Raw genomic sequence first — 26,316 nt, 5'->3', positions numbered from 1 at the left:
GATTTGAAGCCGTCTCCGCAACCGCCGCGTGATTGGTTCGCAGTAAGCGAGTGACGCGCTCGCTCTCACAGGCGCGTCACTACCGCTGACCCAAATTACAGTCGAGCTCCTCCGGTTGCGTCGATCACTTGTCCCGTCGTCCAGCGCGCCTCACTAGAGGCCAGAAAGGCAATGATATCGGCAACGTCATTTGGCTGGCCGACGCGCGAGAACACCGAAAGTGCTTCCGCTTGAGCCCGCGCTTCCGGGATTGTAATCCACGAAGCGTTCATACCGGTCTCGGTGACGCCAGGCATGACAGTGTTCACAGTAATGCCGCGACGGCCAAATTCCGGTGCGAGCGCCAAGGTTAGAGTTTCGACCGCGCCCTTCGATGCGGCATAGGCTGGATGAGTCGGGGCCGCGACGCGCGTGAAGCCCGTCGAGATGTTGATGATACGTCCGTTGTCGCGAATATGATCGGCAGCCGCTTGAATGAGAAAGAAGGGGGCTTTTACGTTGACGGCCACGATCTCATCAAAAAGAGGTTCACTTGTTTCCATTAAGGAGACCGCGGGCGCAACGCCTGCATTATTGACAAGTATATCCAGCGAAGGCTCGCCAGTGGCGGCGATTGCCGCTGCCTTGAACTGTTCCCAAAGACTGTCGGTCGCGTCCTTGCCTTTGGCGAGGTCGGCCTGGATGGCAACGGATTTTGTGCCGAGCGCCTCTATCTCACGGACGACAGCTTGGGCCGCCTCCGCGTTTCTGGCGTAATGAACGGCAACGAACGCTGCGCGCTCCCTAGCAAAAGCAAGTACTGCGGCACGGCCGATGCCACTCGAACTGCCAGTCACGAGGGCTACTTTGGTCGACAATTTTCCAGACATAAGTCTCTCCGTTGCTATTTTTATAGCGATTCATATAATAAATGAAAAATCCGCCTGTCAATATTTTTATAGGGATCAATATAAAAATGGATGAACCACGTCGGAAACGTGGCAGACCGAGAGCGTTGGATCGCGACGTCGGGCTCGGCGTCGCGGCGCGGCTTTTCTGGGAGCATGGATACGAGGGAACCTCGATAGCCGATCTGACTCAAGCTATGGGGGTCACTCCGCCCTCGTTGTACGCCGCGTTCGGCTCAAAGGAGGAACTCTATCGGCAGGCACTGGACTACAACAGCGAGCATGAAACCAAGCGCCGCGCCGAGGCGCTGCAGGGGCCAATGTCAGCTTTTGACGCACTTGAATTCTACCTCTACGACGTCGCCGAGGGCTTCTCTAATCCTGGCCAGCCGCGAGGCTGCATGGTCTCTAATGCTGTCCTCCAGCATGCCGAGGAAAACGAGGCTGTCGCCCGAGAAGTAGCGGCACGGCGAGAGGCTTCGATCCAGTGCATGAAGGCGCGCTTCGATCGCGCAGTGGTCGAAGGCGAGCTTTCGACGGAAACCGACACCGATAGTCTCGCTCGCTTCTATTCGGCTGTCGTTCAAGGCATGTCCGCGCAGGCCTGCGATGGGGCATGTACGGAGATACTGAAGCGCTTGGTCGATGTCGCGTTGCGGGCATGGCCTGGAGATCATACGGATCGCAAGGCTAGGTAAAGATCGTTGTGAACAAGGTCTAAACGTCTAAGACGAATGTCTCCTTTGGTGAAGGTTTTTCGATGCGGGCCGCGGTGTGACGGTGGCGGCTGGGCGTGTGTCGGCCCGCGTTGAAAAACCTTCCAAGGAGGAGGCCTGCGGGGGCTGGGTGGAGCGCCTATGGGGAAAGCGTGCGGCTGCGGTTTTCTGAGGTGGCTATCGGTGGGAGCGTCGGGTGCAAGCGGGTTGCCCCGAAGGCTTGCAATGACGCGATCGGGGTTGGGGTGCTCCTCTTTCGTAGGCCTCGCATCGGCGGTTTTGCAGTGTGCGGCGTTGCCTGGCGCAAATCGGCGCCACCCCGGAATGCATCGCAGATCCGGGCCGGCCTTGGCTGATGTGACAGGCGTTTCGTCATGCGGCGTCCTTTCGGGGTGGCGCACGGGATTTGGGTCGCTGGCCACGGCGGAATATCTCGACGATGCGCATCGGGCCGCCGCAATCTGGGCATGGCTGCCTCAGGGTGAGCGGGATGCTCTCGGCGCTTGGCGTGTCGTCCTGTGATGGCGCTTCCGTCCCGAGCAGTTTCCTTATCTTTGCGACATTGGCCTTGCGGCCTGCTCCGGCCAGCAGGCCGTAGTGGCGGATGCGGTGGAATCCGTCGGGCAGCACGTGGATTAGGAAGCGGCGGATGAACTCGTCGGTGGCCAGCCGCATGACCTTGTGACGGTCACCGGTCTTGATGCGGTAGTCCTTCCAGCGGAAGGTGACCGCCTCGGCATTCGCGCTGATCAGGCGGCTGTTCGAGATCGCCACGCGGTGCGTGTAGCGGCTGAGATAGGCCAGCACGGCCTCGGGGCCGCCGAATGGGGGCTTGGTGTAGACGACCCAGTCGGATTTGCGGAAGGGGGCAAGCCAGGCAGCGAAGGCATCCGCCTCTGCAAGCCGGGCTAGATCGCCGAAGAAGCAGAGCACCCCGGATTGACTGAGTGCCATCAGTCCTTCGAGAAACAGCCGCCGAAACAGACGAGACAGAACCTTTATGGGCAGAAGGAACCCCGGGCGACAGCCAATCCAGCGCGTGCCATCCGGCGACAGTCCACCGCCGGGCACGACGATGTGCACATGCGGGTGATGGGTCAGCGCCGACCCCCAGGTGTGCAGCACGCTGGTCATGCCGATGTTTGCGCCAAGGTGCCGGGGATCGGCGGCGATGGTGGTCAACGTCTCCGCCGATGCCCGGAATAGAAGATCATAGACCGTCTTCTTATTCCAATAGGCGATCTGCGCGATCTCGGCGGGGATGGTGAAGACAACATGGAAATACTCGACCGGCAGCAGGTCTTCGGCACGGGCGGCCATCCAGTCCCGCGCCGCGGGTCCCTGGCACTTCGGGCAGTGCCGATTCTTGCAGGAATTGTAGGCGATGTGATGGTGGCCGCATTTGGCACAGGCTGCCACATGCCCGCCGAGCGCCTCGGTTCGGCAGGCCTCGATCGCCGCCATGACCTTGAGCTGGGTCAGGCTAACATGCCCGGCATTGGCCCGCCGCCACGCCGGGCCATAGGCACGGAAGATGTCGGCGATCTCCAGTTTTGGCCGGATCACCGGACGGGCGCTACTCCAGTTCGCGTCGGAGCGTTTGGTCCTGCAGCTTCTTCAGGGTCTCGAACGGGCTGATCGTGTCGCGGATCGTCTTCGTGGCGACATGCATATAACGGGCGGTGGTCGTCAGCTTGGCGTGTCCCAGAAGGACCTGGATCACCCGCACATCCGTGTTCGCTTCCAGCAGGTGGGTGGCAAAACTGTGCCGCAGGGTGTGCAGCGTCGCTGGCTTGGCGATCCCGGCCAGTTTTTTGGCGGCGGTGAAGGCGCGGTTGAGCTGCCGCGGCGAGATCGGGTTGATCTTCGGTTTGCCAGGAAAAAGCCAGCCCTGCGGCCGTGACTCGCGCCAATAGTCGCGCAAGAGTTCCAGCAGCAGGGGCGACAGCATCACCTTGCGGTCCTTCTGTCCCTTGCCCTGTTCGACATGGATCAGCATCCGATCGCTGTCGATGTCGCTGATCTTGAGGTTGCAGACTTCGGAGGCCCGCAGTCCGGCGCCATAGGAGATGCTGAGCGCCGCTCGATACTTCAGGCCCGGCCCCTGGGCCGCCACAAGCAGGTCGGAAACCTCCTCAACGCTCAAGACAACGGGCAACTTCTGCGGTTGCCGACGGAACTGCATATGCCGCTTCATCTCTTCGCGGTCGCAGGTGATGCCGAAAAAGAACCTCAGCGCGACGATGCGGGCGTTGAAGGTCGGCGGCGTGACGCCCGCATTGGTCATGTGCAATTGGTAGGCGCGCAGGTCGTCGGGTGTCGCGGTATCCGGAGATCGCTTCAGAAACCCGGCGAAATCCTTGATCGCCCGAATATGGGCTTGCCGGACTTTGTCGCCCATCCCGCGGATGCGCATGTCTTCGATCATCCGTTCGCGCAGCGGGGTCGTCTTCTCCTCCGTCATGGGAACCTCCTGTCTGGTGATTGAGAAGACCCCAATCCTCAGCCAGGACGGCAAACCCACAAAATGCACGGCGTTCAGATCGTTGCTGCACCGTCACCACGGGCGCCAATGCCGCGCGAGCGGCTTCGTCCTTGGGCCCGAAAGTTGTCATTGGTGGCATTTGCCGCATAAGACCGGAGATATCGGTATCGACGACGATTTTCAGCCGAACATGAGGCTGAAAAGCTGCGACAGCGCCTGCGACACATGGCATAAGGGCGCCGAAACTTTTTCGGGCCTCGCGTAAAAAACATGATTCGTATTGAAAATATCAGCAAGCAGAACAGCCACCGTATCCTCTTCATCGAGGCGTCCGCGGCACTCAACAGAGGCGAGAGCGTCGGGCTCGTCGGTCCAAACGGGGCCGGCAAGACGACGCTTTTCCGCATGATCACGGGACAGGAGCAGCCCGACGAAGGGCAAGTCTCCGTCGATAAGGGCGTGACCATCGGCTACTTCAACCAGGATGTCGGCGAGATGGAAGGCCGAAGCGCCGTGTCCGAGGTCATGGAGGGTGCCGGACCGGTGAGCGTCGTTGCCGCCGAATTGCGAGAGCTCGAAGCGGCGATGGTCGATCCCGATCAGGCCGACGACATGGACAGGATCATCGAGCGCTACGGCGAAGTGCAGGCGCGTTATGAGGAGCTGGACGGCTATGCCCTCGAAGGACGCGCCCGCGAAGTGCTGGCAGGCCTGAGCTTCAGCCAGGAGATGATGGACGGCGACGTCGGTGCGCTGTCAGGCGGCTGGAAAATGCGTGTTGCGCTCGCCCGCATTCTCCTGATGCGCCCCGATGTCATGCTTCTCGACGAGCCGAGCAACCATTTGGATCTGGAAAGCCTCATTTGGCTGGAAGAATTCCTCAGGGGTTACGAAGGCGCATTGCTGATGACCTCGCACGACCGCGAGTTCATGAACCGCATCGTCACCAAGATCATCGAGATCGATGGTGGTTCATTGTCGAGCTATTCGGGCGACTACGCGTTTTACGAACAGCAGCGGGCGCAGAACGAGAAGCAGCAGCAGGCCCAGTTCGAGCGCCAGCAGGCGATGCTGGCCAAGGAAATCAAATTCATCGAACGCTTCAAAGCGCGCGCATCGCATGCCTCGCAGGTGCAGAGCCGCGTCAAGAAGCTGGAGAAGATCGACCGGGTTGAACCGCCGAAACGACGCCAGACGGTCGCCTTCGAATTCCAGCCGGCGCCGCGCTCGGGTGAAGACGTGGTGAGCCTGAAGAGCGTCCACAAGAAGTATGGCAGTCGCGTCATTTATGAGGGACTGGACTTCATGGTGCGGCGCAGGGAACGCTGGTGCATCATGGGCATCAATGGCGCCGGCAAGTCCACCTTGCTGAAGCTGGTGGCGGGTTCGGCGCAGCCGGATGAAGGCAGCGTCGCTTTGGGTGCCAGCGTCAAGATGGGGTATTTCGCCCAGCACGCCATGGACTTGCTGGACGGCGAACGCACCGTCTTCCAGCAGCTCGAACACGAGTTCCCTCAGGCGGGACAAGGCTCGTTGCGCGCGCTGGCCGGATGCTTCGGTTTCTCCGGCGATGACGTCGAGAAGAAATGCCGGGTGCTGTCGGGCGGCGAGAAGGCGCGGCTGGTCATGGCGATGATGCTCTTCGATCCGCCAAACCTCCTCGTGTTGGATGAGCCAACGAACCATCTGGACCTCGACACGAAGGAAATGCTGATCCAGGCTCTGTCGCAATACGAAGGCACCATGCTGTTCGTTTCGCACGACCGGCATTTCCTCGCGGCGTTGTCCAATCGCGTGCTGGAATTGACGCCCGAGGGCATTCACCAATATGGCGGCGGCTACACGGAATATGTGGCGCGCACCGGCCATGAGGCGCCCGGGCTGCGGAGTTGAGCCGCGATCGCGCTGGAAGCGCGTTTAGCGTACGCTGACGGGAAGCGCCGTTGCATCATTGATCACGGCAACGGGCGCTGTCCTGCCGCGTACCCGAATTTCGATGCGTCGCCGGGATTCCACGGCGCCCGCCTGCCCCGTCGTAACCCTATCGCCGGGCAGGATCAGTTGGGCGGCCGACATCGGCAGGATGGTGACGTTCTTCAGCTTCGGATTGGCTTTCAGAACATTGGCGACGGCGATCGCGCGCGCCAGACCCAGCCCGGCATTGTCGGCAGGCTCAACGGCCGATATCGGCAGCTTGCCATCCATTGCCCCTATTAGCGTATCGTCGAGGTTCGAGCTTTCCCGCGATACGCGCTGCTCGTCCGTGTGGCCGATCACTTCCACGATGTCAGCGTCATAGAGGCTGAGATTGCTGGCTATCTCATTGGCAATCGTGGTGTCGAGCATCCGTTCAAAGGTCTTGGTCAATTCGGCACTGCCCGATTGGAAATAATTCTTCTTGGCGTCATCGAGATTGATGATCGGCGGCCAATCATGAGCGCCTTTTCCGCCGCCCTCGCCCGCCAGCAGCTTGCTCACCTCGTCGGGCGCCTTGGCGAGATCGACGCCATGGTGCTTCAGCACTTCCGCGACTTTGGCGAGGTCCTGCAGATCCTCCGGCTTCGTACCATCAGCGCCCATGCTGTCCAGCGTCTGACGCGCCAGCACCAATTCGCGCCATTCCTTTTCCAGCGTCGCCCGGTCCGCTGCCGAGAGGTCACCGGAAATCAATTTCGATTGCAGTTGCACGATGAGCGACGTCTGCTCGGACTGTTTCTTTTCCAGGAGTGCAAGCCGTTGCTCGGCTTCATGACGGCGGTTCCTCTCCGTGGAAATCATAGCGGCTGCGACCAGTAGCAGGCAGAAGACCAGCAGCAGCATGGATTCGGCCATGGTCAGGCCGAGGATGAGGCCACGGTTATAGCCCTTGTGCTCCAGCTTCGGCGTGCTGTCCGAGACGCGCATCACCATGGAAGCCACCGACGTTTGCGCGGCGCCGCATCGGTCGGCGGTTCGTTTTTGTTGGCGGATTTGGCTGCGATCGTCTCCGAGACCGCCTCATTGTCCTTGGGTACAACTGGATCAGCGGATCGTTTTTCCGCCTGCGGCACCCAAAGCGGGTCGATCAGTTTGGCTTCGGACGAGACTGCTCTACCCGGAAGATCCGCCATATGGCTCAGCGTCTGTTCGATATTCCTCAGGGGCTGCAGCTGCGCCTCCGCCAGTTCCTTGATGGCGGCGATGGCCGGCGCCAGCTCGGCGCGGACGACGTCTTCGGGCGAGCGGATCTCCTCGAGTTTCTTACCGACGGTTTCGACGGCTGTGCCGAATTTGCCAATGATCTCGGACAGTTGCGACGTCGTCTCTGTCAACTGCGCTGCCGTGTCGTTGATGGGTTTGACCGCTTGCTTCGCCAGAACCTCCAGGATCTTCTGAATTTCCTCGCCGTTGCGTTCCGCCTGACGCGCGATCTCTTCAAAACCTTCCGACAGCATCTGATTGCTGACACGCCGGTAGTGGGAGAATTCGCGCGACGACGAGTCCAGTTCGGTGCGCACGCGCCGCGTCATCTCGGCCAGTTCGTGACGGACGCTACGCTCGATGTCGATGGGATCGCGCCGCATCTGGTTGAAGAGAATGCGCAGCGTCACGCCGGCGATGGTGGAGGTGACGGCAATGCCGAAATTGCGGACGATTGTCTCGATCGAGGTCTCGCCGGCAAAGAGGTAGAGTGATACGCCAAGGCTCGACAGAGTGAACAGAAAGCCCATGTAGTAGAGATTGTCGCCCGCCTGCTCGTTGTGCAGACGAAAGCCGGCGAAAGCCAGCGAGATCAGGAAGTAGATCGCCATCAGCAGCAGCGGCACGCCGGTGACGATCGGCAGCGGCCATTCCAAAAGCTTGGACGTCCAGATGAAGATCATGCCGCCGACGGTAACCAGCGCAAAGAGGGCCATCGGCCCATAGTCGCGTATGGCTAGCCTCGCCTCAACGTCGGCCATCAGCGTATCCCCTCCAAACGGACGAAGCCGTCGAAATCGCCATTATTGCTCTTGATCCATTGCGCCCAGAAATTCGCAAGATCCTCCATACTGAACTTCATGTTCGGCCTTTGAAAGGCGAGGATCTTGATCATGACACCATCCAGTGACGTCCGGAATTTATTGCGCGCAGAGCTCTGCTGGAATTTCTGGTAGGAGGCGCCGTCGCGATAGTTCGAGAAGGCGTCGGTGTGCTCGATCATGTCGGAGGCGATGTAGAGATGTTTCGGCATGCCAGCTGGCGCGTTGGTAAAGACTTCCAGATTGATCTTCTGGATGGCTGCCATGATCGGCGATTGTTTGCCGGCCTCGCCGACGCTCAGTTTACCCGCAATATCCTGGAGCGGCTTTGCGAAGCCTTTTTCCCAGCGCGCCTGCGCCAGACGCGGGTTGCTGGTCCATTCGTCGACATTGGCACCACTTCCCGGATTGCAGCCGTGGAAGGTCTGGATAAGGTCGCCCTCCATCTCCGTCAGGGCATAGATGTCGATGGCACCGCCGACCGGCACATCGGCGACGATCTTCTGGAACTGATTACGCAGGTCGAGCGCCGTTGTGTCCGATATCGGATCGGTGACATCGAGCAGGATCGCCGTTTCCGCTTTCGGGCCGTCCACCGGGCAGAGTGAGGCTTGGTCGATCGCTACATTGCCGCTCGCCTTGTAGCGCAGCCAGCCATAGGCGCCGACAATACCGAGGGACAGAACGGCGAGGCAAACCGTCGCGATGATAAGACCGGCCGAGCTGCCGGCTCGGCTACGCCGCTTGCGTCGTGCCAATGATGCCCTCCGGGAAAAGATTGTCGAGCTTATGATATTTCTCGATGGCGCTTTCGAACTCGTCGCCGATCCGCTTGATCTGCTGGGTCAACTCGGCCTGGGCGTTCTGAATGCGCTCGCCGAGCACCTTGTCGTCCCATTCCTCGTCGGTGTGCAGAACCGGCGTCAGGCGCTCAAGCTGATAGTGGGATGCGAAGTAGGTGGGCTCCGGTTCCGTGCGCGTGCTCCTGTTCGCCTCGCGATAGATCGTCAGAAGCGTGTTGGCAGTGCGTTCGAGATGATTTTGATGCTCGGCGAAGAGGCCGGCCGTTCTGGCGCGATGAGCGATGATAGCGGCGGTTTCCTGCCGACGCATGCTGAGATCGCGGATGATCTCTTCGATCTTGCCATTATGTTCGTCACGGATATCCCGGAGATCGTCGATCAGATCGAGCTTGCGGTCGATGTAATTGCTTCTCGCTGCATCGAGCCGTTTCTGTACGCCGGAGAACCCCGGATAGGGATCGGTCAGGTAACAGCCGTCGATGAAGGCGAATAGCGAGAACATCAGGCCGACGGCAAACAACATCCAGGAATTCAGCTCCTGCAGCCCCAGCGGCGCGGTCTTCAGCCGCTGCATCACTTCCGTTCCGGCACCGGTGAGAATGGTTGCCGACACTTCGCGGTAATGCGCCAGCGCGATGTTGATCGCGAGTGCCACGGCGACATAGGCGACCAAGCCGAGGAGACCGAGCAGCTTAAAGAAAAACGACCGGTGCACGAGGAAGCGAACGCAGAAGAAGGAAAACATCAGGGCGGCGCCTATGTTCAGGAAGGCGAATGCGGCCGCCTCCGTGACGCCGCCGACAATCCCCTGCTCGCTCCCCTTGGCAAGGAAGCTGCCATTCATCACCATCTCGATGAGAATGAGGAAGATGATCAGCGCGACCTTGAAGCCCCAGGCCGCCTTGCTGGAGACCTTCGCGGCCCGCTGCAGCTTATGCCGGGACTTGAAGTCCACCATCTCGTCTTCGGCGGTCTTCAGATTGCGGCGCAGGCCGTGCAGCTCGTCGACGCCACTTGCAACCTCCGCCTTGAAATCCGAAACGCTGGACGCATTCGCCTGCCGGATCAGACCGAATTGCCCTTCGAAATCGAGGTTGCGCAGGCGGCGGTCGAAAGTCTGAAATTGGTCTTCGAGGACCTGATAGGAGCTTTTTTTCTCCGCCTCGACCCAGGCGATGACGCGCTGCTCGGCCTCATCGTAGGACTGGGCGCTTTGCCCCGGCCGGTTGAGGCCGCCGCTGGTCGCACCCTTCTCCTTGAGGCCGAGCGTCGTGCTCAGCTTCTCGACATCGACAACGGGAAATACGTCGGTAGAGGCCCGATAGTCATGGCTGGTCTCCCGAACGGTCTCCCAGAGGCGGTTTAAAGCTTCGAAACGCACTGATCTTCCCCAGCGACAGGATCAACTTTAAAAGGACCATCCACAAACCGATACCGCACTGGTTGTTTCTGGTCCAGCGTTGCCGCCGAGGTTAAAATGAGATTGTGGTAAAGAATAGCCCGAGCGGACGACGCCCGGCTCTAACCTCACATTCGCTCTGAAAGAGGAGAAGTGCCCTTTGAACGGCACTTCTCCTCTTATGTCACTCAGCCGTCGAGATGGCCCGAAACCGCGGCATGCGCCGACTTGACTGTCACGGCCACATCAACGTCCTTGATGACGGAGGCACCACTCGCCCTGAGGTCAACAACGGTCTTAAGCGCTCCGGCCTTGGGTGGATGGAGGGGCGTGACGGTTCCCGCATCTAGATCGGCTACCCACAGACCTTCTTCTCCTGCAATGCCGATAACAACAACTCTTGCCATGCCGATATTCCTTTCGTTACGGTTTGGCTTGAAAACTGTCTGCTAAAATCCTGCTTTCTTTAGGCCTTCGCGATAAATGTCTTTCTGCCATTGTTCTTTCAGCGGCACGACAGACAGCCATTTGTCGACATCAAAGTTAGGATTGGTCTCGCGCACTCTGCGCACAAAGAAGTTTGCTTTGTCTCCATTGCCCAGCATCGCCCAGCTTGCTGCCGAAAGTCTGTCCACCAGACTGGGGTCGGCCATCCTGTCGATATAGCCGAGCGCGCCTTCAAAATGGCCGAGGCAATAGCTGGCGCCCGAGGCGGTCCATAGGTAGGAGTCCGGGCTCAAGGGGTTAAGCTCGATAGCGCGTTCGATCTTCTGCAGGGCAAGATCTGGACGTGAGAAATGCACCAGCGTGTCGGCGTGGTCTGCAATGACATCGGCATAGTGGGGGCTCAGCGTCTCGGCCAGTTCCAGTGCCTCGACACTCTCGTCGATCGCCCCTTGCAGCACCTTTGCGACACCGAGTTCGCGATAGCCATCGGCCATATTGTGGCGCGCCGCAATCGCTTGCATCGCAAATTTTTCGGCCGATTTCAGCAGGTCGACATCGCCGCGCGCCGTCAGCAACCATTCTTTCGAATAGGTTCGGGCAATGGAACTCAGCGCCAAAGCGAAGTTCTCGCTTTCCTCAAGGGACGCTTTCAGCTCCTTGCGCGCCCGCTGCAAGTTCGGCAGCGTCAGACGGTTAAGATATCGCCGCCCCATGAGATAGCGGTGATAGGCCGTTGGTTTTTCCTCGAAATGGGACCGCATCATTTCGTGGCGCTCGATCTGGCTCGCTACGGAAAGCGCGATGCGCCGGGAAATATCCCGTCTTTGGCGCAGGAGGGACGACAGTTCCAGACTGAAACGCTCCGCCCAGACGATTTCATGGCTGGCAAGTTCTATCAGTTGCGAAAACAGCGACATCTCGCCGTCTTGTCCGCTTAATCGCGTGTCCAGAATATACGAGATATCGTGCCGCTCGAATGTCACGAGCGGATCTTCGTCTTTTTGCCGGCTAATCTGAACGGCGGTATAAGGGGCGATCACTTGCAGGCTGTTCAGCGCGCAGAAGCCGATGGTGATATCTTCGATGAGAGACGCGGCAATCATTGCCCCACCGCTGTTGCGGCTGTAATTGCTGGGCGGAAGCAAGATTAGACGTGGTATTTTGATCTTCGGCGCCATCTCGGCCGCTGCCTTGGACACCGGCATCGAACCGGTCTCGCGAACCTGCTCCAGAACCGGAGAAGATTTGGCCCTCAGCCGCGACCAGGAAGCCAGAAGCTCGCCACGTCCCTCGAATATCTGTCGAAAATACTCCACCTCCCCCGCCGCATCGAAGATATTCAACAGCATCCGGTGGATATCCGTATCTTCGGAATCCGCGCTGAAGATCAGCAGAGCCGTCTCCTTCACAAGCGCAACCTCTTCCTTCGCAACCGCCCTTGCTGCGGCGATGGTCAAGGTCTCCTTCAGAAGCGCGGCATGCCGGCTTTTCTGTGCCCGGAGCCAGCGGCGGAAAACCGGGCTCTGGCAATTGGCTCCCGCCAGGAAATCGGATTCCAGCGTCTTCACCAGTAGCGCCAGCTTTGAAAACGGCTGATCGGTCCCGTCGTCCGTGAACGACATATCCGAAGCGAGCGACGACGGTTCAAATTCGATCACCGTTTCGGTGAAGCGAAGGAATTCCACACCCAATTCGGCTTGACGGCTCTTTATCCTCGAAACCAGTTTGCGCAGGTTTACCTGTGCACTGCCGTAATCATCGTGTCCCCAAAGGAAATGCGCCATCGTGCCGCGAAGTTCTCGCTCCATCGAATCCGCGAGCAGATAGCAGAGGATCAACAGACCCTTCTCCGGAAAAGCGACATCATGACCGTCGCTGTCCAGAAGCTTCAAACCACCGAATGTTCGCAGCGAAAACGTCATCGAGAAATCCGTAGAGGCGAGGTCCATTGGCAACTCGGCCGGGTCCTGTGCCGGATCAGGCGCATTTGGGCTCAGACTCGGTCATGAAATAAGCTGAAAATCCCTCGTCCTCGTCAATGTGAACGAAGGCCGGGCGGATTTCAACCCAAACTGCAATCCATCGTTCAATTCCAATACACGGCAAGATAGCGAGAGCCCATTGAGGAGATGTAACATCGAGCGGACTCCTGATTTGGCCTCTTTGCCGGTTGAGCCACCATGGGAAAAATCGGCAGATTCTTGCGATTACCTCAATAAACTGCTCGCCAAATCATGGAGATGACCTAACTTGCTCGGATCGCTGCAGACCCGGAGATCAAGGCCATGGCATCAATCAAGACTATCTGCATCTACGGCGCCGGCGCGCTTGGCGGCGCGATTGCAGCGAAACTGGCTTTGGGGCTGAGGGAGCAGGTAACCGTTTCAGTCGTCGCGCGCGGCGGCCATCTGGAAGGCATTCGTACGCATGGCATGCGCGTCTGGGAGGCCGGAGCAGCCAGTCCGCTGGTGGCGCGGGTGACCGCAACCGACGATGCGGCGGAGCTGCCGCCACAGGACCTGGTGATAACGGGACTTAAGGGTCACCAGCTCGGCGCGGCAGTACCCGGTCTAGCGAAACTCCTGCATGCCGGCACACGTGTCGTGATGGTGCTGAACGGCATACCTTGGTGGTATTTTCATCGGGATGAGCAGAGTGGTCATGCCGAACGCCAGATCGAGGAGCTCGATCCGAACGGCGATCTCTGGCGGTCGATCGGGCCTGAGCGCGTCATCGGCTGCGTCGCCTATCAGGGCGCCGAGGTCGTCAATCCCGGTGAGATCAGGCTCAGTAACAACGGCCATTTCGTCCTCGGAGAACCCTCCGGCGAGGCAACCGGCGACATCGAAACAATCGCGGCTTTGCTGAAGCAGGCCGGTATCAATATCTCGATCTCGCCGCGCATTCGCGACGAGATCTGGAGCAAGCTGATGGGCAATGCCGCCTTCAATCCGATCAGCGCGCTGACCCGGGCACTGATGTCCGATATCATGAGCAACCCTGCCCTGTCGGCCATGGTGGGGCAGGTGATGAACGAGGTGAAAGCGGTCGCGGAAAGCCTGGGCTCGCGTCTGGCGATTTCCGTCGAAGAACGCCTCGAACGCTCCCGCCAGATCGGCCCGGTGCGCACCTCGATGCTGCAGGATCTCCTGGCCGGCAAAGCGCTGGAAATCACGCCGCTGGTCGGCATGGTCGTCGCGCTCGGCAGGCTCGCCGGTGTCGCAACGCCAACCTCGTCGACAATCCTGGCGCTGGTGACGCAATTGGACCGGGAGAACTTGCGGGTGGCGGGATAAGTCCGTCACTGCCTCTGATGGCGCTCCCTGCTGTGGAGAGCAATCGCATATGGGGCGGATCAGCACCGAAAGTTCCTTCTCCCCTCGGGGAGAAGGTGGCCCGAAGGGTCGGATGAGGGGGATAGCGGCATCGGAAGGATTGCCTTTCGCTTGCCGCTCAAGGCTCTCGTCGCTTTGCTCCTCGCCCCCTCATCCGCCCTATCGGGCACCTTCTCCCCTGGGGGCTATTAGATTCACACATAGTCGCAAGCGGAGAGGAGAAGGGATACGCCGCGCTTGGCTGCTTGGAACTGTTGCCAGCCGTCGAGCATGACGATTGGGCCCGGCTTGCCGTAGTAGCCGGTCCAACCGCCGAGGCGGGCGCAGACCCAGGCGGCATAGGCCAGCGAGCCTTTGGGATGAGGGTTCTTCTGTCTGGCGGTCGTGCCCTCCAGCTTGGCGCTGAAGGCTTCCAGAAGCGGCCGGTCGCTCGGCTCGAAGGCGTCTTCGATGGGGCGCAAGGCGCCGCCCGGAGGAGCGCCGTCGCGCGAATGCACCAGTTGCTGCACAATCACGGCCGCGACGAAGGCGGCCATCACTAGATTGCTCAGCGGCACCTCGTCCTCGATGCGCAGGGCTTCGATATCAAAGCCCTGCGTCTTCAGGGTGCGGAACAATTGCTCGATTGCCCAGCGGCGGCGATAAAGGGCGATGACCGCCGCCGCCTGGCCTGCATCCGACACCTCGTAGGTTGTCAGCAGCCGCCAATGGATCGGCGTCTCGCCCGGCGGCGGTGCGCTCTCGCGCACATCCACCAGAAAGAGGCGCACACCATCCGGGACGTTGTTGTAGATGCCATTCTTCGGGCGCGGCAATGTCACCGCACTGAAGCGGATCGCCAACTGCGCGTCGCGCTCTTTGCGGCCCGGCTTGGCCGGCAGCGTGAAGGCCAGGCTTGCCGCAACCGGCAAGGCGTCCGCCATGGCCAACAGCGACGGCTGGTCCTTACCGAAGCTGCGATCCCAAGCCATCCGGATGACGAGATCGACATTGGCGGGCCGTCGGGTGAAGGCCTCGTAGATATCGCTTTCGCGGTCGGCGATGACGGTGATGTGGCGCGCGGCCGCGCAAACCTGCGCGGCGCGGTCGGCGCCCTCCAGCCAGCGATAGCTTTCCTTCTCCTCGATCGGACGCGCGCGCTGCGTGCCGCGCTTGCCTTTGTCGCGGCTTAAAAACTGCCCATGGATCGCGCCGATGATCGCGCCATCATCCGCATCGACCCCGATCATCGCATGCAGGTAAAGACCGCCACCGCCGCCGGAGCGCACCACCGTCGTATCCTGAATGGCCAAGATATGCCGATCCGCGCAACGGCTGGCCGTGCGCAACGCCGCCGCATCGATCATCGCCTGCGGATCAACCGCATCATTGCGCAAAAACCGGCTCAAGCGGATCTCTCCAGCCCGATTGCCGCCGAGCTTGCGCACCCGCATCCCCTGGCCAGCCGTCTCAACAAGGCGCTCCAGCAAGAACACCCCCCTTTTTCCAAGCGACGGTCGCCAAACCGTCCCAGGCTCAAATCACCCATCGCTTAATTCTCCTGCTTTTTGCAGAAGAATCAGAACTCCACTCCATAGGCAATTCTAAATGTGTGAATGCCATAGCCCCGCTGGGGAGAAGGAGAGCGGCGGCGCCCTAATCTCATATGCGATTGCCCTGCCTGCTATGGGAGCATCTTTCGAGGGTATGATCACCCCTATTTCCCCGCCCACCCTTCTCGGTTCGGTACGTTGCCCACGCCAGTGGAAGCGGCGCAGCGACCCAGGCGCATTGACGTTTGCGTCTTTATATCTCGCCTATTTCTTCGCCTTTCGGCTCGAATGGATTTCCTATGCCGCCCGGCGCTACCGTCAGGGTCGAATGCAGAGGTACATGCCATGCTTGATACACATTCCCCCAATCTTACCGAGTCGATCCGTTTCCTTGTCCGAGACAGCGACGAAAGACACTATCGCACCGCCGCTTCCGCATCGGCCGGCGGCGCCCGACCGAAACGCCGGCTGCGCAACCGGCAGATCCGAGAAAAACGCACCTTCTATGCGATGTTCGCCTTCGGACTGCTGCTCGGCGGCCTCGAGCTTTTCATCGTGCTGCACTATCTCTGAACGGCCGGAAGATCATGAGGAGACCGGCCTTACAGAGGCGCGTTAGTGGCACCATCACCGCGCTTGTCACGCCGTTTCGCGACGATGCGATCGATACCGTCGGGTTGATGGCACATGTGGAACGGCAGCTACTGAGCGGCGTCGACGGATTGTTGGCCTGTTCTTTGACCGGTGAAGGACCGGTTCTCACGGAGCCTGAGCGGGCGCGGATCATCGATATCTGCGTCGAGTTGGCGGAGGGCCAGGTACCCGTTATCGTCGCAACCGGCACCAACGACACCGCAACGACAATCGAGGAGACGCAGCAGGCCCGGAAACTCGGCGCCGCCGCGGCCTTTGTCACCCTTCCCTATTATTCGAAGCCAAGCCAGAAAGGCCTGGTTCATCATTTCGAACGGCTGGCCGACAGCACCGATCTGCCGCTGATCATCCATAATCTGCCTGCCCATACCGCCATCGACCTTGCGCCCGCGACGGTCGCGCGGCTGGCGGAAATCCCGACCATCATCGGCATTGCCGACGGGAGCGGCGATATCGCCCGCATCGGCACTTGGCGTCCTTTGCTGCCGGAGTGGATTGGGCTTTACACGACCCACGATGCATCAGCGCTTGCGTTCACCATCGCCGGCGGTCGGGGTTCGTTTTCGAGCGCTGCCAATGTCGTGCCGCGGCTTTTCCACTCCATGCAGCTATCGGCTGGATGCGACCATCTGCCGGCGGCGCGACTGATCGACGACCGGTTGCGGCCGCTGTTCAAGGCGCTTGCACGTGAGCCTGAACCGGCAACGGTAAAGCATGCCCTGTCTCTGACGAAGGGCATGAATTCCGAAGTACGCCTGCCGCTAACCACCATCGAGGCCGAGACGGATGCAGCGATCCAGGCGGCGGTGGCCTCGCTTCAACTGGACTGCCATAGCCACGCACCCACGCCTCCGACTTTCAGACTGGGATTATAAAAGCTCTCTATCCCTATGAGATTTTTATATTTTAGCCTTTCCTGTCAAATGGAAATCATACCGCATCACTCATAAATTTATCTGCGCGGCGCTCACATCGATTCAAATCGAAAGCGCTGGTGACACTTGGAAAGGAACTATGATGTCACGCTACATGCATTACGGCGTTGCCGCCGACCCGCTCCAACGCCCTCGCGCTGCTGCCGTAGCAAAGGCTAAGCGGCCGATCTCCTCGCATGCGCTGCAAAACGGCCTTCTCGCCATCGCGCCGCGCCTGGCGCTTGTCATTCTAGCCGCCGGCGTCATCCAGGTGCTGATGCACTGGGCCGGCAACTAAGTGTAGCGAAGCGATCTACGAGGGAAAAAACATGGCAAACGCACAGCATATCCAGCGCCGCACGGCTCATCTGGCAGCTTCGCCGGCACCCGCCCGCTTCACGGTCGGCCGCGACCGGCGCGGCACCTGGATCGTCCAGGACCGGCAAGGGCTGGTCGGCGGCTTGTTCGCCAACGAAGAGGCGGCGCTGCATTTCGCGGCGGAAGAATGCAACTATAACCCCGCCGATATCTGCCGCGCCCCGGAGGGGTCGGTGCTCGACCTCGACGGCTTCGCGATGCCGTCCTCAAACCTGCATTAAGACTTAAAGCTCGTCGCGATCTTTCAGATTAGCTCCCAAGCTTTAACTCCCCGTTTTTGCATGTCGTTTTCGCAAAACCGCCGCACACTTTTGCGCCACATGCATTAGCAATTCAAAACACCCTTCGACGGCCTCACGCACCCGGCCCAACGCTTCTTTAACCCGCCTTTGGGTAAAATAACGGCCGGGTGCCATTAGAGTGCAAGAACAATGTCGAAGCCTGCCTTCCGTTACAGCCACTACGATCTCAACGAGCAGCGCGCTGGAACGGTGATCGAGATCACGCTATCGGCCATCGCCAATGTCCGGTTGATGAACAGCTCGAATTTCGAACGCTTTACGGAAACCCTGAAGCACCAGTTCGTCGGCGGCGTCGCCAAAAAATCGCCGATCCGGCTGAGCATCCCGGAGTCAGGCCATTGGCATCTTGTGGTGGACATGGAAGGCCATAACGGCTTTGCCGAATCCAGCGTGAAGATGATCGACAAGACGTCCGCACCGCGCATGCAGAAGGCTGCCGTGTGAAATACCACCAGCCGGTGACGTCAGCTTACCGCTCACCACGCTCCTTGCGCAGTTTCGACCACCAGTCCAGCCGCTTGCGGATTTCGCGCTCGAAACCGCGCTCCGGCGGATCGTAGAAGGTCTGGCGACCCATCTTCTCCGGAAAATAATTCTGGCCTGAAAAGGCATCCGGCTCGTCGTGATCATAACGGTAACCGTCGCCATATCCTTCCGTGCGCATCAGCTTCGTTGGCGCATTGAGGATATGCTTGGGCGGCAACAGCGAGCCGTTCTGTTTGGCCGCTTGCGTCGCGGCCTTGAAGGCGGTGTAGACAGCGTTCGACTTCGGGGCGGTGGCGAGATAGACGCAAGCCTCGGCGAGCGCCAATTCACCTTCCGGTGACCCCAGATAATTATAGGCATCTTTGGCGGCGTTGCAGATGACCAGCGCCTGCGGATCGGCGAGCCCGATATCTTCCACCGCCATTCTCACCAGCCGCCTTCCGAGATAAAGCGGGTCTTCGCCGGCATCGAACATGCGGGCAAGATAATAGAGCGCCGCATCAGGGTCGGAGCCGCGCACCGACTTGTGCAGAGCCGAAATCAGATTGTAATGGCCGTCCTGTGCCTTGTCGTAGACCGGCGCGCGGCGCTGCACGATCTTGATCAGCGCATCGGGATCAAAGAGCTCGTCCTTGCGCGCGGCGCGCCAGACCTCTTCAGCCAGCGTCAGGACCGAGCGGCCATCGCCGTCAGCCATGCGGATCAGGCTGGCGCGGGCATCCTCGGTCAATGGCAGCGGCCGGCCTTCCACCTTCTCGGCGCGGCGCAGCAGTTCCTCCAGACTTTCCTCGTCATGAGAGCGAAAGGTCAGGACGCGTGCACGGGACAGAAGAGCGGCGTTGAGCTCGAAGGACGGGTTCTCAGTGGTGGCGCCGACCAGAATGACGGTACCGTCCTCCATGACTGGCAGGAAGCTATCCTGCTGGGCGCGGTTGAAGCGATGGATCTCATCGACGAACAGCAGCGTCTGACGGCCGTCCATCCGGCGCAAGCGCGCAGCTTCGAACACCTTCTTCAGATCGGCGACGCCGGAGAAGATTGCCGAGATCTGTTCGAAGGCCAGACCTGCCTCGCCCGACAATAGCCGCGCCACCGTCGTCTTGCCGGTACCGGGCGGCCCCCAGAAAATCATCGAACCGAGCGAGCCGGAATCGATCATCCGCCGCAGCGCGCCGTCCTCGCCGGTCAGATGTGGCTGACCAGTGACATCGGCCAAGGTTTGCGGCCGCAGACGATCGGCAAGAGGCCGCCTATTGGCGACCTCCTCCGGTATCCGCGGTGCAAATAGGTCATCACTCATCGGAAGAACTGCCGGATGCGCTGACCGTCGCGCTCGATTTCGACGCGCCAGAAGCTGGGATTGCCGTTGACGGCCTGCTGCAGCACGTCCGTCGAGGTGATGTTGACGCCGTTGATGGAAATAACGATATCTTTCGGCGCAAATCCAAGCCGATCGGCTGGCGAATCCGCTTTCAGGTTCTCGACGACGACGCCGCTCGAATCCGTCGGCAAATGCAGCTCGTCGGCGACGCGCGGCGAGAGGTTGGCGACGGTCGCGCCCGAGAAGGGATTATTGCCTTGAATCAGCTTCTCATCCCGCGGAGTGGATTCAGGTGCCGCCGCGAGCATCATGCTGTCGTGCAGTTCTTTGCCGTTGTCCAGAACGGTCAAATCAACGGTGGCGCCGAGACCGGCAGTCGTCAGACGGTAACCAAGCGCGTCCGGATGCTCGACCGGGATATTGTTGACGGCCGTAACGACCTCGCCGGCCTTCAGGCCGGCCTTCGCCGCCGGCCCGCCATCAACCACCTTGGTCACCAGCGCACCGCGCACCTTGTCGAGGCCGAGCGCCTCGGCAACGTCTGATGTCACCGGTTCGAAAGAGGCGCCGATATAGGGGCGACCGAAGGTCTTGTCGCCGCGATCGGCGGCAGCGAGAAACACCTTGACCAAGTTGGCGGGGATGGCGAAGCCGATGCCGTTGGAGCCACCGCCCTGGGAAAAGATGGCCGTGTTGAGGCCGATCAGTTCGCCCGACATATTCGCCAAAGCACCGCCGGAGTTGCCGGGATTGATCGAGGCATCGGTCTGGATGAAGAAGCCGACTTCGTTCTTCACCTGGTTGCGGGCCAGCGCCGACACTATGCCGCTCGTCACCGTCTGGCCGACGCCGAAGGGATTGCCGATCGCCAGCACGAGATCGCCCACTTCGACGGCATCGGAATTGCCGATCGGCAGGATCGGGAAACTCTCGTTCTTGGATTGGATCTTCAAGACAGCGAGATCGACTCGATCATCCTTCAGCACGACCTTGCAGGGGAACTCGCGGCCGTCGGACAGCGCGATCTTGATGTCGTCGGCGCCGTCGATGACGTGATTGTTGGTGATGACCGTGCCGTTCGCTTCGACAATGACGCCGGAACCGAGCGAAGCCTGCTTCTCCGTGCGATTCGGCATGCGCTGGCCGAAGAATTGTTCGAAGAAGGGATCACCTGCAAAGGGCGACCGCTGCTGCACCTGCCGCTCAGCATAGACATTGACCACGGCGCCGGCCGTCTGCTTGACCAGCGGCGCGAATGAAAGCTGCATTTGCATCTGGCTCTGCGGCACCGACTTCGCGGTCTGCGCCTCAGCGGAAAGCGGCATCGTCATGATGAGGGCGATCATCGAAACGGCGGTGCGCTTCAGCAGGACCTGCATGGAATTTTCCTTTTTTAATGCTCTTGAAACAACGTTGTAGCGCCCGACGCTAGAAAGAAAAGAGGGCGGAAGCATGAACCATACATGGTCGTCGGCGCGTACGAAAAACAGATGAGATGAACAAAAGCACGTGATCGCGCATTTCGCTTCGGAAACCGGCAAATGGAGCAAAATCATGCGATCAAACAGCCTTGCGGCAATCTTTCTTCTCACATCTCTCACGGCGGCCAACACATCCCAGGCTGCGAGCTTCAATTGCGATGCGCAGAACCTTCAACCGGACGAGAAGACGATCTGCGATCATAGAGTGCTTAATGATGCCGACGTGAAGATGGTGACGACATTCGATCTGCTCTCTGGTCTCCTCGCCATGGGCTCGCGCGGGACGTTGCAGGACGAGCAGACGGCCTGGCTGAAGAAGCGACAGGCATGTGGCGCGGATGCCGCCTGCATCAAGGGGGCTTATGAAGAACGGCTGAAAGCGCTGGATGAGACGTATAAGCGGATCAATCGGCCGTTGTAGCAGCGCATTTCATGGACCGGCAGGCCCCTTGCGCAGTCGTCCCCTCTCCCCGCACGCAGGGCTATCGCATTTGAGCGAGGAGAGATTTGAGGAAGGAGTTGTTCCATCCCGCCTTTTTGACTTTGAGGCGGATGGAGTCCTTCGTTGGATCGGATCGCAGCAGGTTGAGGGCGAGACGGCGGAGGATGGCGAGGTTCTGCGCAGTGTGATCGTTTCGTGTGTGGATACGATCTTCGCCGAAGGCGACGTCGAGAATCCAATGCTGGCTGTTTTCGATGGACCAATGAGCCCGCACCACCCTGAGGACCTCGTCGGGATGAAGCAGGCACGATAGGGCGACATATCGCGTCTGGCGTTCTTCCTGCCCGTTGACGAGGCGGCGCGCATCAATCCTGGCCATGGCGACCAAGCCGTCGAAGCGATAGGTCTCGGCCCAATCCGGGACCGCCCGGACCCAGGCGCGACGCTCTTCCACCCGGCCGTGCGCGGCGGATGTGTGCGGGCTTGCGGCGGCAGCCGGCTCGACATTGGCGAACAAGGCTGCCGCGGCCCGATGAAGCGGACCGCGATTGCCTTTGATCATCAGGGCATAATCGCCACTGCGTGCCCGGATGGCTTGCGCCGTCCGGCGACTGCCATGCAAGGCGTCGGCGGTAACGATGCTGCCGGCCAGATCTAACAGGGCGATGATCTCACGCGCCGCCGTCACTTCACTGCGGCCGGCGGCCAGGCGTTGGCCCAGAACCAGCCGTTGCTCGGCACTCCAGACCGTCACCAAATGCAGCGGCGTCGTGCTGCCAGCAGCCTCGACCGCTCCGCGCAGCGATTTGCCGTCAATCGCCAGCACCGGCAGTCTTTCGTCCTGATCCCCTTGCGCATGGGCAAGCGCGGCGGCAAAGGCCGTCATGAAGCGACGAAACACCACCTCGAATGCCGCAGGCTCCAGCAGACGAAACGTCCGGCTAAATGTGTCGTGACTGGGAACGCCATGATCCAACTGCAGAAATTCGCTCAGCACATCCTGCTTGTCGCGGCCAAAGGCGGCAAAGTCCACGCAACTTTCCGCCCCGCACAACATGGCAGCAAAGGCTATCAGCAACACATCAGCCAAAGAATGCCGGGCATTCGCTGCCCGACCATCCGGCAATTCGCAAAACAGATCCTGCAAGCCTCGCATGCAATCTCTCCAGACCAACTTCTGGAGAACCTACAGAATCCAATTCCTCACCAAACGCCACAACTTCCTCATATGCGATTCCCCTGCCCCGCACGCGGGGCTATTAGATTCACACATAGTCGCAAGCGGAGAGGAGAAGGGATACGCCGCGCTTGGCTGCTTGGAACTGTTGCCAGCCGTCGAGCATGACGATTGGGCCCGGCTTGCCGTAGTAGCCGGTCCAACCGCCGAGGCGGGCGCAGACCCAGGCGGCATAGGCCAGCGAGCCTTTGGGATGAGGGTTCTTCTGTCTGGCGGTCGTGCCCTCCAGCTTGGCGCTGAAGGCTTCCAGAAGCGGCCGGTCGCTCGGCTCGAAGGCGTCTTCGATGGGGCGCAAGGCGCCGCCCGGAGGAGCGCCGTCGCGCGAATGCACCAGTTGCTGCACAATCACGGCCGCGACGAAGGCGGCCATCACTAGATTGCTCAGCGGCACCTCGTCCTCGATGCGCAGGGCTTCGATATCAAAGCCCTGCGTCTTCAGGGTGCGGAACAATTGCTCGATTGCCCAGCGGCGGCGATAAAGGGCGATGACCGCCGCCGCCTGGCCTGCATCCGACACCTCGTAGGTTGTCAGCAGCCGCCAATGGATCGGCGTCTCGCCCGGCGGCGGTGCGCTCTCGCGCACATCCACCAGAAAGAGGCGCACACCATCCGGGACGTTGTTGTAGATGCCATTCTTCGGGCGCGGCAATGTCACCGCACTGAAGCGGATCGCCAACTGCGCGTCGCGCTCTTTGCGGCCCGGCTTGGCCGGCAGCGTGAAGGCCAGGCTTGCCGCAACCGGCAAGGCGTCCGCCATGGCCAACAGCGACGGCTGGTCCTTACCGAAGCTGCGATCCCAAGCCATCCGGATGACGAGATCGACATTGGCGGGCCGTCGGGTGAAGGCCTCGTAGATATCGCTTTCGCGGTCGGCGATGACGGTGATGTGGCGCGCGGCCGCGCAAACCTGCGCGGCGCGGTCGGCGCCCTCCAGCCAGCGATAGCTTTCCTTCTCCTCGATCGGACGCGCGCGCTGCGTGCCGCGCTTGCCTTTGTCGCGGCTTAAAAACTGCCCATGGATCGCGCCGATGATCGCGCCATCATCCGCATCGACCCCGATCATCGCATGCAGGTAAAGACCGCCACCGCCGCCGGAGCGCACCACCGTCGTATCCTGAATGGCCAAGATATGCCGATCCGCGCAACGGCTGGCCGTGCGCAACGCCGCCGCATCGATCATCGCCTGCGGATCAACCGCATCATTGCGCAAAAACCGGCTCAAGCGGATCTCTCCAGCCCGATTGCCGCCGAGCTTGCGCACCCGCATCCCCTGGCCAGCCGTCTCAACAAGGCGCTCCAGCAAGAACACCCCCCTTTTTCCAAGCGACGGTCGCCAAACCGTCCCAGGCTCAAATCACCCATCGCTTAATTCTCCTGCTTTTTGCAGAAGAATCAGAACTCCACTCCATAGGCAATTCTAAATGTGTGAATGCCATAGCCCCTCGGGGAGAGGGCTAGGGTGAGGGGCTACCGCGGCTCCGGCAAACTCTGCCGTCGCGGTTGAATTCGAGAAGGCCCCTCATCCGTCCTCTCACGGTCTCGCTCTGCTCGACCGTTCAAGTCCACCTTCTCCCCGCACTGCGGGGAGAAGGTGTTTGATTACTTCCCGCCCAGATCTCTGACGGCACCTCGGTCGGCACTGGTCGCAAAGGCTGCATAGGCCTTCAGCGCCGTGGTGACGTTGCGCTTGCGCTGTTCTGCCGGATGCCAACCCTTGGCGTTCTGGGCTTCGCGGCGAGCAGCGAGCTCCTTGTCGTCGATGCGCAGGCTGATGATGCGGTTGGGGATGTCGATATCGATCATGTCGCCTTCACGCACCAGACCGATCGTGCCGCCGTTTGCCGCTTCCGGCGAGACGTGGCCGATGGAAAGGCCCGAGGTGCCGCCGGAGAAACGGCCGTCGGTGATCAGCGCGCAGGCTTTGCCGAGACCCTTCGACTTCAGATAACTGGTCGGATAAAGCATTTCCTGCATGCCGGGGCCGCCCTTCGGGCCTTCGTAGCGGATGACGACGACGTCGCCGGCCTTGACCTCGTTGCTGAGGATGGCCTTGACGGATGCGTCCTGGCTTTCGAAGACCCTGGCCGGGCCGGAGAATTTCAGGATCGATTCATCGACGCCGGCCGTCTTTACGATGCTGCCATCCAGCGCCAGGTTGCCCTTGAGAACGGCAAGACCGCCATCCTTGGAGAAGGGATGCTCGACGCTGCGGATGACACCGTTCTGACGGTCGGTGTCGAGTTCTTCCCAACGGGCATTCTGGCTGAAAGCAACCTGGGTCGGAATACCGCCAGGTGCAGCGCGGAAGAATTCGCGCACGCTCTCGCTATTGGTGCGGGTGATGTCCCAGCGATCGATGGCATCACCAAGCGTCTCGGCGTGGACGGTCGGGCAATCCCGGTTGATCAGGCCGCCCTTGTCGAGTTCGCCGAGGATCGACATGATGCCGCCGGCGCGATGCACGTCTTCCATATGCACGTCGCTCTTGGCCGGGGCGACTTTCGACAGGCAGGGCACGCGGCGCGACAGCGCGTCGATGTCGGCCATGGTGAAATCGACCTCGCCCTCATGCGCAGCCGCCAGAATATGCAGAACCGTGTTGGTGGATCCGCCCATGGCGATATCGAGCGCCATGGCGTTCTCGAACGCCTGCTTCGAAGCGACGGTGCGCGGCAGGACAGAAGCATCCTCCTGCTCGTAGTAGCGGCGGGCGAGATCGACGATCAGATGGCCTGCTTCGACGAAGAGGCGCTTGCGGTCCGCGTGGGTGGCGAGCGTCGAGCCGTTGCCCGGCAGCGACAGGCCGAGAGCCTCGGTCAAGCAGTTCATCGAATTGGCCGTGAACATGCCCGAGCAGGAGCCGCAGGTCGGACAGGCCGAGCGTTCGATGACCTGAACATCTTCATCGCTGATCTTGTCGTCGGCAGCTGCAACCATGGCGTCGACGAGATCGAGCGCGTGCTTCTTGCCATGCAGGACCACCTTGCCGGCCTCCATCGGGCCGCCGGAGACGAAGACAGTCGGGATGTTCAGGCGCAGCGAGGCCATCAGCATGCCGGGGGTGATCTTGTCGCAATTGGAGATGCAGACCATGGCGTCGGCGCAATGGGCGTTGACCATATATTCGACGCTGTCGGCGATCAGTTCGCGCGAGGGCAACGAATAGAGCATGCCGTCATGGCCCATCGCGATGCCGTCGTCGACGGCGATGGTGTTGAATTCCTTGGCAACGCCGCCGGCCGCTTCGATTTCGCGCGCCACGAGCTGGCCGAGATCTTTGAGGTGGACGTGGCCAGGCACGAATTGGGTAAAGGAGTTGACCACCGCAATGATAGGCTTGCCGAAATCGCTGTCCTTCATACCCGTCGCGCGCCAAAGGCCGCGCGCGCCCGCCATATTGCGGCCGTGGGTCGTTGTTCTGGAACGATAAGCTGGCATGGTGTCTTCCTCGTCGTCTTGGAAATTGTGAGGCGCCGGCCGACCAGGGCTTTGCGCC

24 protein-coding genes are annotated in these 26,316 nt (G+C 60.6%); 9 read left to right on the top strand and 15 right to left on the bottom strand.

Annotated features, from left to right (window positions below; genetic code table 11):
• Window positions 1-95: 95 nt before the first annotated feature.
• Window positions 96-869 carry an SDR family NAD(P)-dependent oxidoreductase gene (locus tag CCGE525_RS08965; RefSeq protein ID WP_120703953.1) on the bottom strand — a complete coding sequence of 258 codons (774 nt, stop codon included), beginning with the start codon at window positions 867-869 and terminating at the stop codon, window positions 96-98.
• Window positions 870-955: 86 nt separating this feature from the next.
• Here CCGE525_RS08965 and CCGE525_RS08960 point away from each other — a divergent pair, with 86 nt between their 5' ends.
• Window positions 956-1,585: a TetR/AcrR family transcriptional regulator gene (locus CCGE525_RS08960; protein WP_120703952.1), complete on the top strand. Its 630-nt coding sequence runs from the start codon at window positions 956-958 to the stop codon at window positions 1,583-1,585.
• Window positions 1,586-1,975: 390 nt separating this feature from the next.
• Here the strand turns inward: CCGE525_RS08960 and CCGE525_RS08950 are convergent, their stop codons facing one another.
• Both CCGE525_RS08950 and CCGE525_RS08945 read right to left on the bottom strand, forming a co-directional pair.
• Window positions 1,976-3,169, bottom strand: a complete 1,194-nt coding sequence (locus CCGE525_RS08950; RefSeq protein ID WP_120703951.1) for an IS91 family transposase — start codon at window positions 3,167-3,169, stop codon at window positions 1,976-1,978.
• A 10-nt stretch (window positions 3,170-3,179) separates the two neighbouring features.
• A complete protein-coding gene (locus CCGE525_RS08945) occupies window positions 3,180-4,067 on the bottom strand; it encodes a tyrosine-type recombinase/integrase (RefSeq protein WP_120703950.1) in 888 nt (295 codons plus the stop codon).
• A 291-nt stretch (window positions 4,068-4,358) separates the two neighbouring features.
• Here CCGE525_RS08945 and CCGE525_RS08940 point away from each other — a divergent pair, with 291 nt between their 5' ends.
• Complete coding sequence (locus CCGE525_RS08940) at window positions 4,359-5,981, top strand: ABC-F family ATP-binding cassette domain-containing protein (RefSeq protein ID WP_120703949.1); 1,623 nt, start codon at window positions 4,359-4,361, stop codon at window positions 5,979-5,981.
• 24 nt (window positions 5,982-6,005) lie between these two features.
• On the opposite strand, the gene CCGE525_RS08935 is transcribed toward CCGE525_RS08940, so the two are convergent.
• From CCGE525_RS08935 to CCGE525_RS08910, 6 genes are all read right to left on the bottom strand, one after another.
• Window positions 6,006-6,998, bottom strand: a complete 993-nt coding sequence (locus tag CCGE525_RS08935; protein WP_120703948.1) for an OmpA family protein — start codon at window positions 6,996-6,998, stop codon at window positions 6,006-6,008.
• The gene (locus CCGE525_RS08930; protein WP_120703947.1) at window positions 6,992-8,029 is read right to left on the bottom strand and encodes a hypothetical protein; all 1,038 of its coding nucleotides are present in this window, start codon (window positions 8,027-8,029) and stop codon (window positions 6,992-6,994) included. The genes CCGE525_RS08935 and CCGE525_RS08930 overlap by 7 nt, the downstream gene beginning before the upstream one ends.
• Window positions 8,029-8,847: a hypothetical protein gene (locus CCGE525_RS08925; RefSeq protein WP_120703946.1), complete on the bottom strand. Its 819-nt coding sequence runs from the start codon at window positions 8,845-8,847 to the stop codon at window positions 8,029-8,031. The genes CCGE525_RS08930 and CCGE525_RS08925 overlap by 1 nt, the downstream gene beginning before the upstream one ends.
• Window positions 8,825-10,273, bottom strand: coding sequence for a hypothetical protein (locus CCGE525_RS08920; RefSeq protein ID WP_120703945.1), 1,449 nt, complete (start codon window positions 10,271-10,273; stop codon window positions 8,825-8,827). The genes CCGE525_RS08925 and CCGE525_RS08920 overlap by 23 nt, the downstream gene beginning before the upstream one ends.
• A gap of 206 nt (window positions 10,274-10,479) precedes the next feature.
• Window positions 10,480-10,698: a hypothetical protein gene (locus CCGE525_RS08915; protein ID WP_120703944.1), complete on the bottom strand. Its 219-nt coding sequence runs from the start codon at window positions 10,696-10,698 to the stop codon at window positions 10,480-10,482.
• A 42-nt stretch (window positions 10,699-10,740) separates the two neighbouring features.
• Window positions 10,741-12,660 (bottom strand): hypothetical protein, encoded by a 1,920-nt coding sequence (locus tag CCGE525_RS08910; RefSeq protein WP_120706334.1) that lies wholly within the window; start codon window positions 12,658-12,660, stop codon window positions 10,741-10,743.
• A gap of 363 nt (window positions 12,661-13,023) precedes the next feature.
• Here CCGE525_RS08910 and CCGE525_RS08905 point away from each other — a divergent pair, with 363 nt between their 5' ends.
• Window positions 13,024-14,034, top strand: a complete 1,011-nt coding sequence (locus tag CCGE525_RS08905) for a ketopantoate reductase family protein (RefSeq protein ID WP_120703943.1) — start codon at window positions 13,024-13,026, stop codon at window positions 14,032-14,034.
• 233 nt (window positions 14,035-14,267) lie between these two features.
• Here the strand turns inward: CCGE525_RS08905 and CCGE525_RS08900 are convergent, their stop codons facing one another.
• Window positions 14,268-15,548 (bottom strand): IS4 family transposase, encoded by a 1,281-nt coding sequence (locus CCGE525_RS08900; RefSeq protein ID WP_245472019.1) that lies wholly within the window; start codon window positions 15,546-15,548, stop codon window positions 14,268-14,270.
• A 402-nt stretch (window positions 15,549-15,950) separates the two neighbouring features.
• Between CCGE525_RS08900 and CCGE525_RS08895 the strand changes: the two genes are divergently transcribed.
• From CCGE525_RS08895 to CCGE525_RS08875, 5 genes are all read left to right on the top strand, one after another.
• On the top strand, window positions 15,951-16,178 hold the full coding sequence (locus CCGE525_RS08895; RefSeq protein ID WP_120703942.1) for a hypothetical protein: 228 nt from the start codon (window positions 15,951-15,953) through the stop codon (window positions 16,176-16,178).
• Between the two features lie 14 nt (window positions 16,179-16,192).
• Complete coding sequence (dapA, locus tag CCGE525_RS08890; RefSeq protein ID WP_120703941.1) at window positions 16,193-17,134, top strand: 4-hydroxy-tetrahydrodipicolinate synthase; 942 nt, start codon at window positions 16,193-16,195, stop codon at window positions 17,132-17,134.
• Window positions 17,135-17,273: 139 nt separating this feature from the next.
• Window positions 17,274-17,471 (top strand): hypothetical protein, encoded by a 198-nt coding sequence (locus CCGE525_RS08885; protein ID WP_120703940.1) that lies wholly within the window; start codon window positions 17,274-17,276, stop codon window positions 17,469-17,471.
• A gap of 31 nt (window positions 17,472-17,502) precedes the next feature.
• Window positions 17,503-17,772, top strand: coding sequence for a hypothetical protein (locus tag CCGE525_RS08880; RefSeq protein ID WP_120703939.1), 270 nt, complete (start codon window positions 17,503-17,505; stop codon window positions 17,770-17,772).
• A 210-nt stretch (window positions 17,773-17,982) separates the two neighbouring features.
• Entirely contained in the window at window positions 17,983-18,297 is a 315-nt protein-coding gene (locus tag CCGE525_RS08875) for a DUF1883 domain-containing protein (RefSeq protein WP_120703938.1), read from the top strand.
• Between the two features lie 25 nt (window positions 18,298-18,322).
• On the opposite strand, the gene CCGE525_RS08870 is transcribed toward CCGE525_RS08875, so the two are convergent.
• Window positions 18,323-19,639, bottom strand: a complete 1,317-nt coding sequence (locus CCGE525_RS08870; RefSeq protein ID WP_120703937.1) for a replication-associated recombination protein A — start codon at window positions 19,637-19,639, stop codon at window positions 18,323-18,325.
• A complete protein-coding gene (locus tag CCGE525_RS08865) occupies window positions 19,636-21,039 on the bottom strand; it encodes a DegQ family serine endoprotease (protein ID WP_120703936.1) in 1,404 nt (467 codons plus the stop codon). The genes CCGE525_RS08870 and CCGE525_RS08865 overlap by 4 nt, the downstream gene beginning before the upstream one ends.
• A 175-nt stretch (window positions 21,040-21,214) precedes the next feature.
• Here CCGE525_RS08865 and CCGE525_RS08860 point away from each other — a divergent pair, with 175 nt between their 5' ends.
• Complete coding sequence (locus CCGE525_RS08860) at window positions 21,215-21,562, top strand: lysozyme inhibitor LprI family protein (RefSeq protein WP_120706333.1); 348 nt, start codon at window positions 21,215-21,217, stop codon at window positions 21,560-21,562.
• A 61-nt stretch (window positions 21,563-21,623) separates the two neighbouring features.
• Here the strand turns inward: CCGE525_RS08860 and CCGE525_RS08855 are convergent, their stop codons facing one another.
• The 3 genes from CCGE525_RS08855 to ilvD form a co-directional block, all read right to left on the bottom strand.
• Complete coding sequence (locus tag CCGE525_RS08855) at window positions 21,624-22,739, bottom strand: ISAs1 family transposase (protein ID WP_120702965.1); 1,116 nt, start codon at window positions 22,737-22,739, stop codon at window positions 21,624-21,626.
• Window positions 22,740-22,848: 109 nt separating this feature from the next.
• Entirely contained in the window at window positions 22,849-24,129 is a 1,281-nt protein-coding gene (locus tag CCGE525_RS08850) for an IS4 family transposase (protein ID WP_245472019.1), read from the bottom strand.
• A gap of 290 nt (window positions 24,130-24,419) precedes the next feature.
• Complete coding sequence (gene ilvD / locus CCGE525_RS08845; protein WP_120703935.1) at window positions 24,420-26,258, bottom strand: dihydroxy-acid dehydratase; 1,839 nt, start codon at window positions 26,256-26,258, stop codon at window positions 24,420-24,422.
• Between the last annotated feature and the right edge of the window lie 58 nt (window positions 26,259-26,316).

Origin of the sequence: Rhizobium jaguaris, from assembly GCF_003627755.1 — a bacterium.
Lineage (GTDB): Bacteria > Pseudomonadota > Alphaproteobacteria > Rhizobiales > Rhizobiaceae > Rhizobium > Rhizobium jaguaris.
The sequence above is the reverse complement of the archived record's forward strand: the minus strand, read 5'-3'. Positions and strand labels throughout refer to the sequence as shown.

Excerpts from the sequence above, each read along its gene's own strand:
- CCGE525_RS08960 (WP_120703952.1), top strand. The coding sequence starts at position 956 with ATGGATGAACCACGTCGGAAACGTGGCAGACCGAGAGCGTTGGATCGC.
- CCGE525_RS08915 (WP_120703944.1), bottom strand. The coding sequence starts at position 10,698 with ATGGCAAGAGTTGTTGTTATCGGCATTGCAGGAGAAGAAGGTCTGTGG.
- CCGE525_RS08880 (WP_120703939.1), top strand. The coding sequence starts at position 17,503 with ATGGCAAACGCACAGCATATCCAGCGCCGCACGGCTCATCTGGCAGCT.
- CCGE525_RS08910 (WP_120706334.1), bottom strand. The coding sequence starts at position 12,660 with ATGACGTTTTCGCTGCGAACATTCGGTGGTTTGAAGCTTCTGGACAGC.
- CCGE525_RS08895 (WP_120703942.1), top strand. The coding sequence starts at position 15,951 with ATGCTTGATACACATTCCCCCAATCTTACCGAGTCGATCCGTTTCCTT.
- CCGE525_RS08930 (WP_120703947.1), bottom strand. The coding sequence starts at position 8,029 with ATGGCCGACGTTGAGGCGAGGCTAGCCATACGCGACTATGGGCCGATG.
- CCGE525_RS08940 (WP_120703949.1), top strand. The coding sequence starts at position 4,359 with ATGATTCGTATTGAAAATATCAGCAAGCAGAACAGCCACCGTATCCTC.
- CCGE525_RS08855 (WP_120702965.1), bottom strand. The coding sequence starts at position 22,739 with ATGCGAGGCTTGCAGGATCTGTTTTGCGAATTGCCGGATGGTCGGGCA.
- CCGE525_RS08865 (WP_120703936.1), bottom strand. The coding sequence starts at position 21,039 with ATGCAGGTCCTGCTGAAGCGCACCGCCGTTTCGATGATCGCCCTCATC.
- CCGE525_RS08885 (WP_120703940.1), top strand. The coding sequence starts at position 17,274 with ATGATGTCACGCTACATGCATTACGGCGTTGCCGCCGACCCGCTCCAA.
- CCGE525_RS08935 (WP_120703948.1), bottom strand. The coding sequence starts at position 6,998 with ATGGTGATGCGCGTCTCGGACAGCACGCCGAAGCTGGAGCACAAGGGC.
- CCGE525_RS08870 (WP_120703937.1), bottom strand. The coding sequence starts at position 19,639 with ATGAGTGATGACCTATTTGCACCGCGGATACCGGAGGAGGTCGCCAAT.
- CCGE525_RS08965 (WP_120703953.1), bottom strand. The coding sequence starts at position 869 with ATGTCTGGAAAATTGTCGACCAAAGTAGCCCTCGTGACTGGCAGTTCG.
- CCGE525_RS08875 (WP_120703938.1), top strand. The coding sequence starts at position 17,983 with ATGTCGAAGCCTGCCTTCCGTTACAGCCACTACGATCTCAACGAGCAG.
- CCGE525_RS08860 (WP_120706333.1), top strand. The coding sequence starts at position 21,215 with ATGCGATCAAACAGCCTTGCGGCAATCTTTCTTCTCACATCTCTCACG.
- CCGE525_RS08945 (WP_120703950.1), bottom strand. The coding sequence starts at position 4,067 with ATGACGGAGGAGAAGACGACCCCGCTGCGCGAACGGATGATCGAAGAC.
- dapA (WP_120703941.1), top strand. The coding sequence starts at position 16,193 with ATGAGGAGACCGGCCTTACAGAGGCGCGTTAGTGGCACCATCACCGCG.
- CCGE525_RS08905 (WP_120703943.1), top strand. The coding sequence starts at position 13,024 with ATGGCATCAATCAAGACTATCTGCATCTACGGCGCCGGCGCGCTTGGC.
- ilvD (WP_120703935.1), bottom strand. The coding sequence starts at position 26,258 with ATGCCAGCTTATCGTTCCAGAACAACGACCCACGGCCGCAATATGGCG.